Source organism: Pontibacter sp. CAU 1760 (assembly GCF_054482735.1).
The window spans coordinates 409,292-424,155 of record NZ_JBTLRL010000002.1 but is presented as its reverse complement, the minus strand read 5'-3'; the positions used below and the strand labels follow the sequence as shown (position 1 = coordinate 424,155).

Genomic DNA, 14,864 nt, shown 5'->3' with positions numbered 1-14,864 from the left:
CAAAACAGCCTTTTTGATTTTATACGAACTATGGCATCACCACCTAACAGGCACATTGAAGTAGTAGCTTCAATGTGCCTGTTAGGTGGTGATGCAGCATTAGGAATTCATAGTACCCTATTATTGGGGTGAGGCATCATTTGCTGAAGTGGCGTACAAGCCAAGCAGTGTCCCTGTAAAACCTCCCGCCACATTGGTCGAAAGGATGTCACCTGAGACAGTGCCACCCAAATTCACGAAGTCGGTCCCATTTGTTGCATAGCTGAACTGGTAGTTATCTCCATCTGCCTTTACCTGCAGTCGTATGGGCTTTCTGACATCTATCTTGCTGCTGGCAATAATTTCTGATTGCCCCTTTTCTGTTCTTTGCAACACGATATAGTCGTCCTTACCTTTTTTGGTAACACCAAAAACATAGTTGAATTTTTCGCTCTGCAAAGCCACGATACCGGCCAAATCCTTTTCGGATGCCGGCCTGTAATCCAGTGTGGTGGTATAGGAGAAGCTGCTGTGCTGTTGCCGGTGAAAGAGTGTTGAGGTAGGTTTAACCTCCTTGATATTTACCGGGAAAGGGTTTATTTTCAACCCCTTCTTTGTTGATGCAACAAACGCCTCACGTGGTCCTCTCAAACCTATCCACCGGTAGTCCAGTTTGTCAGAAGCAAAGTTATCGGTGAAGGTAAAGTTACCATTGGGGAAGAAACCTTCTTTTCCTGTTTTGTTTTCTACTCCTTCAGGCGTTTTCAGCTTCGGCTCTAGAGGCACAAGCCCGTTTACAAAAACAGGAAACTCCCCGGACCAATCGACAGGCAGGATAAAGGTCTCCCGACCGATGTTGACCCTGCCCTTTTCGTTTGGCCGGATAGCCAGGAACACCCCATAATGTTTGCCATCAGGCCCCTCCACTAAATCGGCATGCCCGGCCCAGTCCACCTTGTTTGCCCTGTTTGGATGAAGATGTCTTTGTGACAGGATGGGATTGTTCGGTGCAGGCGTATAGGGCCCCATCGGATTATCGCTAATAAAAACTACTTCGCTATGGTTACCGCCCGTACCGCCTTCGGCACACATTAAATAATACCGCCCGTTCTTTTTGTAGATATGGGGAGCCTCGATCCAGATCGGCTTTTTTTCGATATCAACGCCGCCGTTTACAATAATCTTATCAGTTCCGGTTATGACTTGGTCCTTTTCAAGGTCATACTCCCAAACCTTAATCACGCGGTGCCCTTCATAGAGTTCTGTTCCTTTATCCGGCGCATCGTTGTGCACCACATAGGCTTTCCCGTTATCATCAAAGAATAAAGAAGGGTCTATACCTTCGAACTGTAGCTTGTTCGGCTCGCTCCAGCCCTTTAAGGGATTTTTGGTTTTGACGACAATATTGCCGAGCCCTCCGGCAAATGCTGTCGTGATCATGTAAAAGGTGTCATTATTCGGATTGTACTCTATATCCGGGGCATACACCCCAGCACTGATTCCAGTATCGTGCACATCCAACTGCGAGGTACGGTCCAACACATGCCCAATCTGCGTCCAGTTCACCAAATCCTTGGAATGGAAAAGGGGCACCCCGGGAAACATGGCAAACGAGGAATGCACCATGTAGTAGTCCCCGCCCTTGCGGGTAATGGCCGGGTCGGGGTACGCGCCCTGCAAAATGGGATTGTAAAATTCCCCCGCCTTTAAGGGGTGGTTTTTGTATACCTCGTCTTTTCCTTCATACACAAAATTGGAAAACACGGGCGCGTTCTTTGCCATCTTCCCCTTTGCCTGGCTATACCCCTCTAATCCTATAAAAGAAAACAAAGCCATGAAAACACATCGTAGCACAAACCGCCTGTTTATGGGTGGAGTAAATCTAAATTTCATTCTATTCATCTTTAATTTTTACTGTTGATTTTTTCGTTCTGGGTTTTGAGCTTTGCTAGCGCTGGAAACCCGGTCTTCGATGTGGAAATAGTCAAAGTCTGCATAGCCGCCCGGCGTTTTAGTGGCATAGTTAAACAGCCCGAAACGATACCCCATAAAGTGTGGCAGGGTGTAAGCCATTTTCAGCTGTGAACCTATCTTCTTCCAGGTTTTGCCATCCAGGCTGTAATAGAAAGTGGCTACATCCCTGCGCTCATTGAAGTCTGCTTCCGCTTTCAGGTATACCTTTTTCTGTTTGAGCGGCACACTTTCCGCTACAACCGAGCTATCTGATTCGGCACTGACCATCACAATGGATTTAGCGCCCTTCTCATATTGGACCCCAACCAAGCCGTAGCGTTTCTGCAGAAGGGCAAGACCGGCAAAATCCCCCTCCTTCATGTTCGATACATCAATTACTGTTGAACCAGCGCTTTCAGGCCCGATGGTGCGTTGCGTTAAGGTATTTCTTGCCTGCAAAAAGCCTTTGTCAACGCGCCCGGTTTTTAGCCGCAGATGGCCTTTCCGCTCATTAACGGACCAAAGCTCATTAACAGGATTGTGATTCCATTGCCAAACCAAGGGGAATGCAGGCTCCCCTTTTTTGCGCGTAAACTCATCGGATGCCACAATACCTGGCATCAGGCCCTTGCTGGCAGGAAGGCTTAGTTCATCCGGCACTTTGCCATCCACACCGATGACGGGCCAGCCAGTCTCCCATTTTACCGGTACCAGGTATGGGGTGCGCCCGACCGCACCATAATCGCGGAACAGGTAGGCGTACCAATCGCCGTTGGGTGTATCAATCAGCCCACCCTGCGCCACGCCTTTGTCCTGCAAGGCCACCCGGCCTTCGTAGGGGCCTGTCAGCCTATCGGCCCGGTGCACGATAACCGTGCGCATACCGCCTTTAGGCCAGGCAATGTTAAAGAGGTAATATTTCCCGTTCACCTTGAAAAGCTGGGCCCCCTCAGCAGGTAGCATAATGTCATGGCCGGCGGGAGCCGTTGCGTTCTCAATCAGCACGCTTTCCGTACCTGGCTTTATTCCCGAGAGATCCTCTTTCAACTCAACCAGCCTTAACTGTCCACCGCCCCAGATCATGTAAGCGCGGCCGTCATCGTCGAAAAACAAGGTATGGTCATGGAGAGAGGGCTCAAAGGACCGGACCTTCCAGGGGCCGTTCTCAATGTCCTTTGTCGAGTAAATGTAGGTTTTCCCGGTAGTCTGGGCGAAGGTGGTCACATAGTAGGTGTTGTCATGATACCGCAGGCTGCTGGCCCAGGAACCCCTCCCGTAGGCATCTTTCCCATTGACTAAATTCAGAGCATCCACGTCACCCAGAACGTCATAAGCATAATTCACCAGCTCCCAGTTAACCAGGTCTTTGGACTTCATGATAGGCAAGCCCGGGCTCATGTGCATGGTGGTACTGCTCATATAGTATGTGTCCCTAACCCGAATCATGGCCATGTCGGGCACGTCAGCATGAAGGATGGGGTTCTGGGCACCTTGCCCGCGCGAAGGCAAGGCCACGCACAGGTATACGAGGGTCAGAAAAACTACTTGGAAAAGCTTTTTTATCATGGGTATTATTCGCTTTCTGTAAGGTATAACTACCGTTAAAAGATTGTTCGCCTCTTGCTTTCATACTGAACGGGTATGAAAGTTTCAAGTGACTACTTATTCCATAGGTCCTATCAATTCGACAAAAGTCCCATCCGGATCCTGCACCAGCACAAAATGCGTATTCTGGTTCAGAGGCGTAGGAGAACTTCCCAGGAATGCAACATCCCGCTGCTTCAGCCTTTCGATTACAGGCTTTAATGCTTTCACATTGATGGTAATGTACTGCACCCCTGTGTCATCCTGAATGAAGGTTTGTTTCGGATGCGTTGCTTTTTTCCCAAAGCTCATGAGTTTCCATTCGTTGGCATCCGAACTATTCTCTAGCTTCAGGACTGTTACAGAAGCCGGAAAGCCGTTTGAAAGACCCGAACGCTTTGAAAATTCCTCATTGATCGTAAAGCTGTTGACCTTCACCATACCAATTCCATTTACATAAAAGTCTAAAGAGCGGTCCAGGTCAGACACCACCACACCTAACCCAATTAACTTGCTACTGAAGTTGGATTGCGCATGAGAAGCAAATGTTACTAACAGTGCAGCAACCAATAAAAACCATTTATTCACAGATTCTCTCATATTATTTAATGTTGTGGTGGTGTGTTATAAGTTATTTCAGGAGTGATGATGCGGTAGTTCCCGCCTAAATGGTTCTTTTCAATTGCATAAGCTTACTAATATTTAAAATCTTAGCCTAACTATTTAGGCTGAACCTTGCCATACCCCATCAGTGACAGCATCTTCTCTCCGTAACGTCTGCCCAGCATTCTGTAGCCTTCCGCACTGAAGTGCAGGTGATCATCAACGGCAGGGCAGCCTTCTGAAGAAATGATGTGTGCATTCGGAATTGTTTCGGGTAGCTTCGCGATGATGGCATTCATACTGGCACAGGCACCTCCCTGCTCCTTGCTTACCATTTCCCCGGCTAACAAAGGGACTGCAGCAGCGTTGAGCCCCAAATCCTTCACCAGGTTATCATACACCCCTTTAACCTTTACGGGCCACTCCGTATCTCCTGTGTTTGACTCTCCCTGATGCAGCAGGATTCCCTTTATCACCCCGTCTTTCTGAGCCAGCTTTGCCATCTCCACCAGGCGCCCGTAAGGGTTTTTGTCATAGGGCTTCAGGGCAGCCGTCATCCAATCGGGAGCTGTAGCAACATAGGACTTGTAACCTTCTTTTTCAAACAGTTCTATTTTGCAACCTCCAACAGAAACATTGATAATCCCAACTTTAATGCTGTCGGGCAGGTTTGCGATTAAAGTTCTACCAAAATAGTCGGCGGGCGTAAGGCCAGTATTGCATCTGGCTAAAGGCGGAACAGCGGTATACCACTCTCCTTTTTTCCTCCCTAAATTTTCACAGTCTACCGCTTCCAAGACCTTAAACCGATCACCCACCCCTGTTGTGTCCTGCGGTTCAAACCTGGCATGGCCCTCCATATTAGATTGCCCAAAGCTTAGGAAGACGTAAAAATTCTTGCCCTGCGAAAAAGCGGGTAATTGCACTAAAAACAACGCGATAAGAAGGGAAAAGCTGATTTTAAATTTCATGTTCTCATAGATTTAATTTTCAACAGCGACACGCTACAAGTATCTTCACTAAATACCATCGTCAGATAGGTCTCCCCTTAGGATGGTTACTGTATGGCAGGCATTAATATCAAGTAGTTACCTCTCCAGAAGTAGTTATTGTTCTAAAACCACTCCACCCTGCGGCTGAATAGTAACTTCAAGCTCACCTTTCTTATTTACCTTCACCCGTTTCATAATGCTGGTTCCGTCTTTTTTGTCTCCATAGAACTTCACCTCTTTCCCCGAGAGCATCGGCACACGTAACTTCAATTTAACAGGTTCTGAGAGGGCATTCACCCCTGCTACATACCATTTGTCTCCGTGCTTTCGGGCCAGGACACAATACTTACCAGGATACCCGTCGAGGAACATAGTCTCCTCCCATGTGGTAGGTACCTGCTTCATAAAATCAATTGCGTAATCAGGCGCGTCGTTCAGGTTATTGGGCGTCAGGGCAAAAAACTGTACCGGGTTCTGAAAAAGAACTGCAGTAGCCAGCTGAAATACGTCGGTGGTTTTTCTGTAATTCCCCCCGTCATTGGTCCGGTTGTACCGCTCGTTTAAAACCACACCACCAAACTCCATACTGCCCACGGCATTTCTGATAAAGGGATGCAGGGTGGCATGATAAGCTTCCATATCATTGGCACGCTGGCTGAACATCAGGTTCTCAGATGCCAGAACGGCTTCACTTCCCACGTAATTAGGAAACATGCGCTCCCATCCGCGCGGCAGCGTCGTACCATGAAAAACCGCCATCAATCCGTAATCATTGGCATCCGACAGGATATCCTCATACAAGCGCATGGTCTCCTGCTTGTCGCCTCCGAAGAAATCCACCTTAATCCCCTTTACACCATTTTTCTGCATCCACTGCATTTCCTTTTTCCGGGCGATGGCCGTACTCATTTTATTGATGGGAGTTTGGGGAGCATCATTGACTACACCGTTGGAGTTGTACCAGAGGAAAACGCCAACATTTTTGGAACGGGCATAATCGATCAACTCTTCCATGCGCTTGTAGCCAATACGCTGGTCCCACCACGCGTCTATTAATATAAACTCGTAGCCTAACTGCGCCGCCAGATCGATGTACTTCACCTGGTCCTCATAGTTCATGCTCTGGTCCTGCCACATAATCCAGCTCCACGTTCCCTTACCGTACGCATAATCGATAGAAGGCTCGTAAAGCGGTTCTACCACATCAAACGGAATGGTTGTTTCTACAATGGGCTTCAGGCCCTGGCCTACCGTAATGGTTCGCCAGGGAGTCGTGGCCGGCAAGCCGATGGCTGCGCCAGTGCTTCCGAATCCGTTGTTCTCCGTCTCGTCAGGATACGCAATGGTATACGTCCCATCAGGCGTGGGATCGCTTAAATGGGAACCGCAGTAAAGTCCCCGCACCCCGGTTTCAGAAATCAGCGTCCATTTTTCGCCAATCCGGAAGAGACACGGAAAGGTATAGCCCTTGCCGTTTGGTGATTGGGCAGCAATGTCCTGCTCTACCTGATACCCTTCTTCATAGCTCGGTTTTGTCCGTGCAAAACCAACCATGCTCTTCGACTGCGGTGTTAGAAACCCCTTCGCACCCTGAGGTAGATTGAACCCTGTCACCTCCCTTTCCACAACAAGAGCCAGCGGGTCTCCGGATGCCGGGATGTCGTATCGAAAGGCGATGTCATTGTTGCTGACCCTAAACTCAATCTTCAGCGGTTTGCCGTCTTTGCTTTTTAAAGCGCAAACCAGTTTGTTGGCCTGGTAATGAATTTCGGATTGCTTTATCTTATCCTGCCGGTAAGTTTTCTCAATCGTTTCCTGCTCAGTACCAACCCAGGTCAATTCTTTGGAGTAATCAACAAGATTGGTGACCAGCCCTAAGGGAGAATCCTCCAGAACTGCCTCTCCTCTATACGCTACCCGGTAAAATGGCTGACCACCCTGCAGGAACACCTCTATCTTAAGCTGACCGTCAGGACTTTTGACGGTGCCGGTTTGTGCCTGTGCCAGGCATGGAACTACCGCAACCAAATAAACTAAAAGCTGAACTGATCTTTTTATACCCTCTAAACGCATGATCATCTTTTATTGAGCAGCCTGAATAAGAGCCTTAACGACGGACTTTGGTTGATTCTCTCTGTCAAAAAGCAATGGGTAGTCTGTCCTGCCCCTGACAGGGAAGTTGTTTTTCCAGGATTGCCCATCGTTTACGCCCCACAGTGTCACTCTGGAAATTTTATCCTGGTGCTTTAAAAAGAGCCTGAAGAAATCCACATAACGTGCGTTGAATGCCTCCGTCACGGAATCAGGAAGCCCTTCGGTATAGGGGTTCAAGCTTTGCTGGTATTCAAAACTGGTAGCCACATCGGCCCCTACATCCCGTCTTGGAGAAGGAAGCGCAGAGAGGTCCAGCTCGGTAATAGAAACTTCCAGCCCCAGGTCAGAAAAGGCAAGAAGACTCTTTTCAAACTCCTCGAGGGAGGGGTGGTCTAAGCCTATATGCCCCTGCATGCCGATTCCGTCTATCCGCATCCCCTGCTGCTGCAGCTCCTTTACCATGGCCACTACACCGTTTCTTCTGCCAGGCAGGGCCATGGAGTAGTCGTTGTACATCAACTTTGCAGCAGGGTCGGCCTCATGGGCAAACTGGAAGGCGAGCTTTACGAAATCCTTACCGATGATTTCATAGAACTTCGTTATCCTCCAGGAGCCGTCGTCCATGATAGCCTCATTCACCACATCCCAGGTATTCACCCGCCCTTTGTAACGGCCGACAACCGTATGGATGTGGTCTTTCATGCGCTGGATCAGCACGTCACGCGATACATCATTGCCAAGGCTGTCGGTGAAGAACCAACGTGGCGGCTGCGAGTGCCAGATGAGCGTGTGTCCGTTGATGTACATGTTGTTCTGCTCACCAAATGCCACAAACTGGTCTGCCAGGTCAAATCGGAATTCACCCTCTCTTGGTTGGATCAACCCGCTCTTCATGATGTTCTCGGCAACAATCGCATTGAAATGTTGCTTCACCACCCTGATGGCTGCCGTGTCCTGGCCTGTAATCTGCTGGGTGTTGAGCGCTGTACCAATGTAAAACTTGTTTTTGTAGGCTTCCTTGAGCGATAGTTCTGCGGTATTGGTTTCAGATGCACCTGGGTTAGCGACCTTACAGCCGCCACAGAGAAGCGCAACTCCAAGAATAGCTACTATTGATTTATTTAATATTCCTCTTATCATCATTTTATCATCATTCCTAAATTTTTCGCCTCTTGAGAGTGTGCAGAAATATAGCTGCACTATCTGTATCTGGTTCTATGCCATTCCGGTTTGTTCGGCCACCGCGTCTTATTCACCTGGCGCCTCCAACCCTATACCTACATCAGTATCAAAACCCTTAAACAAATATATCTAATCAGTGGAAGAAAGAACTTCTGTGTGGTGCAGGCCTTTTAGACCATGTTACATCACCAGAAATGAGTGTAACAAACACTTTCGATCATGTAACATTGAGCCATATTTTACCTGGAATAGGCTTTTCAGCCCAGAAAGTTGAGTTGGAGAGTACACGCTTAGGACAACAGTAACAGTTGCTGCCTGCTATAACAATACGGTGGGTTGGTACAGGCTGAACAAGCAAGCATCAACCTCGAAACGTAATCCTGCGAAGGCGAACCTGCAGCGTTCTCACATTGGCTACTTGACGCAAAGGCTGCGTGAAAGCTTCGCCTTTGCGTCCTTCCAGTGATTTAGAAAGTTCTGTACATATCCCCGTTCTTGAACAACAGCTGAGAAAACATATACAGGTCATTTTTCCAAACCTCAAAGTCATGTCCGCCTGGTTCCACATAAAAGACATGCGGAACATTATGCCTGTCCAGGTAATCGTGGGTGCGCTTACTGAAGCTCATGAGGTTATCATCCTCTCCACAGGAGATCCAAAGCAGCTTTAATTTCTCTTTTGCCTTTTTCGGTTCAGGCAATAATTTTTCCGGTGCTTTCGTGTTAGGTGCAGACGAGAACCCTCCAACCCATGCAAATTTGTTCAGGTTTCCTAAGCCAAAATTAAGGGATTGGCCACCTCCCATAGATAAGCCTGCTATAGCCCGGCGCTTCCGATCCTTATAAACAGGGTATTCCCGTTCAATGAAAGGGAGTAGATCATCCAGCAAATCCCTTTCAAAGGTGGCAAACGCCTGTACCTTCACGCTATCGAAGACATTCCCCACCGCCCGATCATCTTTCATTGCCCGGCCATTCGGAAGCACCACTACCATGGGTTTCAATTTGCCTTGTGCATAAAGATTGTCCAGGATAACTTGGGGTTGCCCGTTCCTTAACCACTCATATTCATCACCGCCAATCCCATGCAAAAGGTATAAGACCGGGTATTTCTCCTTCTCCGTAAATCCCGGAGGCGTATACACCAACGCCTTTCGCTTTGTACCAACTGTTTTTGAATGGTACTCTACCGTGTCGACTTGCCCATGCGGGATACTTGTCTGGAACTGGTCAAATCCTATTGGAGCCCTTTTGTCCAGGTGCTGTGCCCAGGAAAGTGATGCGAACAGCAAAACATTAAGAATTGTAAGTGCAAACCTCATTATCTCATTGACATTTTGTAGTGAATAGAAATACCGTTAAAAGCGTGCATCCTGCAAAGTATCTTAAAGGCTGAATGCCACAATCCATCATTTACCAATACCTGACTGGTGGCTAAGAGCGGGGCAGGGCAAAGGCAGTGAGCGGCATCCAGGCCAGACGGACTGTGAAGTAAAACCCCAGCAGGGCGTGCTATGGAAGCGTTCTGTCTTGCTTGCTCTCTGGTTTTTCTCTGTTCTTAGCCTATTTTCAATACCAAATACTCCCTTATACCTATCGGATCACCCTGTAAATTGCTTTAAAGCTTATGTGCACATGTAAAGAAACCACATGTTTAAACAAATATAATGTTTTACAGGAAAAATTAATCAGATTGATATAACACGTGCTTCAGGCCATGTTACATGAACAAGAACTCATATAACATATTTATATGTTCATGTTATATGTCAGTTTGATGTCAGCGGGAAGGCAACTGATTAGCTTATTTAACTAGAAAGTATCCTTTTAAGCGAACGAAAAGCGAAATTCCTTTGTCCATGCTTGATAATTCAATTCAACTGCACCTGCTTTAATTAATGCAAGCGCCAAACTTCCTAAATCAACAGGAGCCAAAGCAATAGGTTAGGCCCTATCAGTCAGGAAACAAGTAAAAGGGAGCTGCTGTCGCTGGTTATCATCATACAGGATGGCCCAGTCTCTCCATCATAAAGTCAAAGGATGTGCAGCTGCCGGGTTAAACTGAAGACTTACTTTATAGTAGAAGTTTTCAAAAATATCACAGACTTTCTTCAAAATTGTTTAAACTCATAACCCGTAAGATGGGAAAGCTTTATAACATGTGGAAGCTGACGCACCCTGAAAACAGAGTATTGTTTCTCTTATAAGCTATTTTGCTAAGCGGTGTGGTTAAACTCTTGGTTTACATTAATGACTCTAGTACTGTGCATAAAAAAATTAAGCTACTTTTTATACTCTTTTGGATGTTCGATGGTGCATTTGCACAAGCCGGAAAAATGTTTTCCGCTGACATGGAGCTTTCCAACAGTTTAATACATCAGGTCTATCAGGATAGTAAGGGTATCATATGGGTTGCCACTGAAGATGGGTTGAATCGGTACGACGGGTCTAAATTCACTATCTACAAGCATGAGCAGCAGGACCCTCATTCTATCTTGAATAATTATGTCAGTTTCCTGTTCGAGGACAGGAAGGGTCATCTGCTGGTAGGGTATTATAATGGCCTGCAGCTATACGACCATGCAACAGACTCATTCAGGCAAATCCCAATGCTGTGGGAAGGAAACGGCAAGCTGGATGCACATGTGCTGAGTATAACTGAACGTCAAAATGGGGAAGTATTAATAGGCACTTCTGGTTACGGGGTATTTTCATTGAAATTTGAGGGCACAGAACCCAAAGTACAGCAAGCTAAATTTCAGCTCCCGGCCGGCATCATCGATTACCTTTTTGAGGACACAAATCAGAACCTGTGGGTAGCCACCCAGGACAAAGGGCTCTTTCGAATCGGAAAGAGTGGGCGTATCAAGCGCTTTAGCGAAGCTGAAATGCCCAGGAGCCCCATCACTGGCATCTGCCAGGATAAGGAGGGCAATATTTATATTAGCACAGGCAGCAATGGGCTTTTTGTCCATAACAAAGCGACCGATGTCCTTAGCCTGATTCCCTATTCGCCTTCTCCGAACTTATCCATCAGTTCTATGCACCAGAGCAAGCAGGAGAGCAAGCTATACCTGGGGACCGATGGCGAAGGAGTGAAAATCTATGACCTGAGTAAAAAGATCATAACGGATGGAAATTTCAATGTAGCGACCTTCGATTTCAAAAAGTCAAAGGTCCACTCCATTCTGGAGGATAAGGTGGGCAACCTTTGGTTAGGCATCTATCAGAAAGGAGTGATGCTACTACCTGCCAGTGCCAGTAACTTTAAGTACATCGGTTATAAGTCAGTTCATAACAACACAATCGGCTCTAATGCCATTCTCTCTGTTTTCGAAGACCATGAGGGCACGCTCTGGATTGGCACAGACAGCGACGGCCTCTATGGGATCGGCCCGGATGGAAAGCAAAAAGCCCATTTCAGCCATACCTCGGACCCCGCCTCCGTGTCTTCCTCTATCATGAGCATTTACGAAGACTCTAATCATACCCTCTGGCTGGGCTCGTACCATCACGGCTTGGCGAAAGTGAACCGGAAAACAGGAAAGAGTGAATACATACCTGAAATAAGGGATGAAAACTCCAATCGGGTGGAGCGGATTTACAGCCTGGTGGAAGACCGGCACAAGACACTCTGGATTGCCAGTATGGGCGCCGGGTTGTTTTCCATGGACTTACAATCGCACCAGGTCACACACTACGATGCCATTTCGGGTTCCGAGAACAAAGGCACGGAAAATACCCTCCATAACCGCTGGATTAACTGCCTACTGCTGACAAGCAAAGACAAGCTTTATATCGGCACTTATGATGGCATTGGCTGCCTCGACTTAAAGACCAAAAGTTTCGTTTCTACACATGGTACCAATCGCTTGCTGCATGGGTCTATTGTATACTCCCTATACGAAGACCCAAAAGGGAACATCTGGGTTGGCACCTCACAGGGCCTGATGCACCTGGACAGCAAATCAGGTAAAATAAGGCCCTATACGATGGATGATGGGTTGCCCAGCAATGTGATAAGTGCGATAAAAGGAGATGATGCCGGCAATATTTGGATCAGTACGAATTATGGTATCTCAAAGCTGAATTCCCAGCGAAGTAGCTTTATCAATTATTATGCAAACGACGGCTTACAAGGAAACGAGTTTAGCAAGGGAGCAGCATTTGTAACAGGAAAAGGGCAAATCATTTTTGGGGGAATCAATGGTGTCACCTACTTCCACCCCTCAGAAATACCAGAGGTGATTTCCGCTTCCGAAAATAAGCTGGATGTTCGTATCACAGGCTTTTATTTGCACAACCAGGCGGTAAAGAAAGGAATGAAATCCGGCAAGTATGCTATTGTCGACACCGCTGTGATGGATGCCGACAGATTCCACCTCTCCAACAAAGACAACTCCTTCAGCATAGAGTTATCGGCCATGGACTTTGCTAATCCAGAGCGTATTACATACCAGTACTCCCTGCAGGATGGCGATTGGATTAACCTGCGCCCGGGAACGAACACCGTCAACTTCACTGATCTGGCACCTGGAACGTATCGCTTCAGGTTCAGGGCAAAAGACTACAGTCATTATTCACCTGCCAGGGAAATTTCAATTCTTGTTTCCCCTGCCTGGTATTTTTCTCCCCTGGCTAAAGCCGCTTATGGGCTTATACTGGCAGTCGTTTTCGTATTGGTGACGATGCAGATTCGCCATCGGCAGCGCACCCGCCAGAAAATGCAGGAGCACTTGCATGCCAGGCAGATTAACGATGCCAAGCTGCAGTTCTTCATCAATATCTCGCACGAGATCCGCACACCTATGACCCTTATCATTAGCCCCTTGAAAAAGCTGATGGCAACAGACAAAGACAGGGAGCGCCAGAAATCCTATGCCACCATGCAGCGTAACGCTGAGCGCATCTTGCTTCTCATTAACCAGCTCATGGATATCCGGAAGATCGATAAGGGAAAAATGCAGTTGAAATTCCAGGAAACAGAAATTGTAGGATTCGTCAAGGAGCTTTGCACCATATTCGACGAACAGGCGCAGGCCAAAAGTATAAAGTTCCACTTCCTCCACAATGTACAACAGCTACCGGTGTGGGTGGACCCCAAACATTTCGACATGGCTATATTGAATGTGCTTTCCAATGCGTTTAAGTTTACACCCAAGAACGGAGAAATAAGTATTTACCTCCATTCCGGAGAAGACGAAAACAAGCAAAATGAGCTGCGCCAGTATGTGGAGATAATTGTATCAGATAACGGCATCGGCATTGAGGAAAGTGAGCGGGAAAAAGTCTTTGAGTGCTTTTACCAGGTCCAAACACCCCACAACCATTTCGTGGGAGGCACAGGCATTGGCCTGAACCTAACCCGCTCAATTGTAGCGCTTCACCACGGCAACATCTGGGTAGAAAACAAACCGGAAGGCCGTGGGTGCCGCTTTGTCATGCGCCTACCTTTAGGGAAGGAACACCTAAAGGCAGAAGACCTGCAGGAACAAACAACTCTAGTGCAAAAATCTGCGCCTGCCATACATGCCTTACCCATACCAGCAGATGATACAGATGAAGTAAAAATCAAATCTAAGCCCAAAAGCCATGTGCTCGTTGTAGACGATGACGAAGAAATCAGGAGGTATATCTGCCAGGAGTTTGCCGCAGACTACCACATGATGGAGAGCGCTAATGGGAAAGAAGCACTTTCTATTTTGTTAAGCGAAACACCCGATCTGATTATCAGTGATGTGATGATGCCTGAAATGGACGGTATCACCCTTTGCCGGAAAATCAAACAAAACGTCAATATAAACCATATCCCAGTCGTACTATTGACCGCTAAATCTGAAGAAGAAGACAATTTAGAAGGTTTGGGCATGGGGGCTGACGCTTATCTTGTAAAACCATTCAACATTGAAATTTTAAGAAAGACCGTTCAAAATATCATCAGGAACCGGGAAATGCTAAAAAACAATTTTAGCGGCAATCAGCACCACGCTGATAAAGTACAGAGGGTTGCTTTAAAGTCTGCAGATGAAAAGCTGTTAGCCAAACTCTTGGATATTATCAACCAGAATATCAACAACCCTGCTCTAAGTGTTGAAATGCTTGCCAATGAGGCTGGTATAAGTCGTGTACACTTACACCGGAAAATGAAGCAGCTAACAAACCAGACAACACGGGATTTTGTTCGAAACATCCGCTTGCAGCAAGCAGCAGGCTTACTTTCAAGCAAGCATATAAATATTTCTGAAGTAGCCTTTGCGGTTGGGTTTACAAGCCTAGCCTCTTTTTCAACTGCCTTCAAAGAACTTTATGGAGTACCTCCAACAACTTACATGGAAACGCACTTAAATCAGTTTGAAACAGCAAGCAGCACTTAACCCATACACCCTATGTTATTCATGCACCAGTTTGAGCATTTAATGGATCAAGCCATTGTATTTTATACCAAAGGGAAATATCCCTGAAGCAGACACAAGCGTA

Annotated in this window: 8 protein-coding genes; 1 reads left to right on the top strand and 7 read right to left on the bottom strand. The window is 47.0% G+C overall.

The window, feature by feature from the left end:
- Positions 1 to 120: 120 nt before the first annotated feature.
- The 7 genes from ACXYMU_RS04265 to ACXYMU_RS04235 all read right to left on the bottom strand — a co-directional run bounded on the left by ACXYMU_RS04265 (position 121) and on the right by ACXYMU_RS04235 (position 9,679).
- The gene (locus tag ACXYMU_RS04265; protein ID WP_458985111.1) at positions 121 to 1,761 is read right to left on the bottom strand and encodes a glycoside hydrolase family 43 protein; all 1,641 of its coding nucleotides are present in this window, start codon (positions 1,759 to 1,761) and stop codon (positions 121 to 123) included.
- Positions 1,762 to 1,890: 129 nt separating this feature from the next.
- Positions 1,891 to 3,498 (bottom strand): glycoside hydrolase family 43 protein, encoded by a 1,608-nt coding sequence (locus ACXYMU_RS04260; protein WP_458985110.1) that lies wholly within the window; start codon positions 3,496 to 3,498, stop codon positions 1,891 to 1,893.
- A 96-nt stretch (positions 3,499 to 3,594) separates the two neighbouring features.
- On the bottom strand, positions 3,595 to 4,116 hold the full coding sequence (locus ACXYMU_RS04255; protein WP_458985109.1) for a VOC family protein: 522 nt from the start codon (positions 4,114 to 4,116) through the stop codon (positions 3,595 to 3,597).
- A 119-nt stretch (positions 4,117 to 4,235) separates the two neighbouring features.
- Positions 4,236 to 5,090 (bottom strand): sialate O-acetylesterase, encoded by an 855-nt coding sequence (locus ACXYMU_RS04250; protein WP_458985108.1) that lies wholly within the window; start codon positions 5,088 to 5,090, stop codon positions 4,236 to 4,238.
- 135 nt (positions 5,091 to 5,225) lie between these two features.
- On the bottom strand, positions 5,226 to 7,190 hold the full coding sequence (locus tag ACXYMU_RS04245; protein WP_458985107.1) for a glycoside hydrolase family 97 protein: 1,965 nt from the start codon (positions 7,188 to 7,190) through the stop codon (positions 5,226 to 5,228).
- Positions 7,191 to 7,193: 3 nt separating this feature from the next.
- Positions 7,194 to 8,348, bottom strand: coding sequence for an endo-1,4-beta-xylanase (locus ACXYMU_RS04240; RefSeq protein ID WP_458985106.1), 1,155 nt, complete (start codon positions 8,346 to 8,348; stop codon positions 7,194 to 7,196).
- 506 nt (positions 8,349 to 8,854) lie between these two features.
- Complete coding sequence (locus ACXYMU_RS04235) at positions 8,855 to 9,679, bottom strand: alpha/beta hydrolase (RefSeq protein ID WP_458985105.1); 825 nt, start codon at positions 9,677 to 9,679, stop codon at positions 8,855 to 8,857.
- 972 nt (positions 9,680 to 10,651) lie between these two features.
- Here ACXYMU_RS04235 and ACXYMU_RS04230 point away from each other — a divergent pair.
- On the top strand, positions 10,652 to 14,761 hold the full coding sequence (locus ACXYMU_RS04230; protein WP_458985104.1) for a hybrid sensor histidine kinase/response regulator transcription factor: 4,110 nt from the start codon (positions 10,652 to 10,654) through the stop codon (positions 14,759 to 14,761).
- Positions 14,762 to 14,864: the final 103 nt, after the last annotated feature.

Excerpts from the sequence above, each read along its gene's own strand:
- ACXYMU_RS04255 (WP_458985109.1), bottom strand. The coding sequence starts at position 4,116 with ATGAGAGAATCTGTGAATAAATGGTTTTTATTGGTTGCTGCACTGTTA.
- ACXYMU_RS04250 (WP_458985108.1), bottom strand. The coding sequence starts at position 5,090 with ATGAAATTTAAAATCAGCTTTTCCCTTCTTATCGCGTTGTTTTTAGTG.
- ACXYMU_RS04265 (WP_458985111.1), bottom strand. The coding sequence starts at position 1,761 with ATGGCAAAGAACGCGCCCGTGTTTTCCAATTTTGTGTATGAAGGAAAA.
- ACXYMU_RS04240 (WP_458985106.1), bottom strand. The coding sequence starts at position 8,348 with ATGATGATAAGAGGAATATTAAATAAATCAATAGTAGCTATTCTTGGA.
- ACXYMU_RS04260 (WP_458985110.1), bottom strand. The coding sequence starts at position 3,498 with ATGATAAAAAAGCTTTTCCAAGTAGTTTTTCTGACCCTCGTATACCTG.
- ACXYMU_RS04245 (WP_458985107.1), bottom strand. The coding sequence starts at position 7,190 with ATGATCATGCGTTTAGAGGGTATAAAAAGATCAGTTCAGCTTTTAGTT.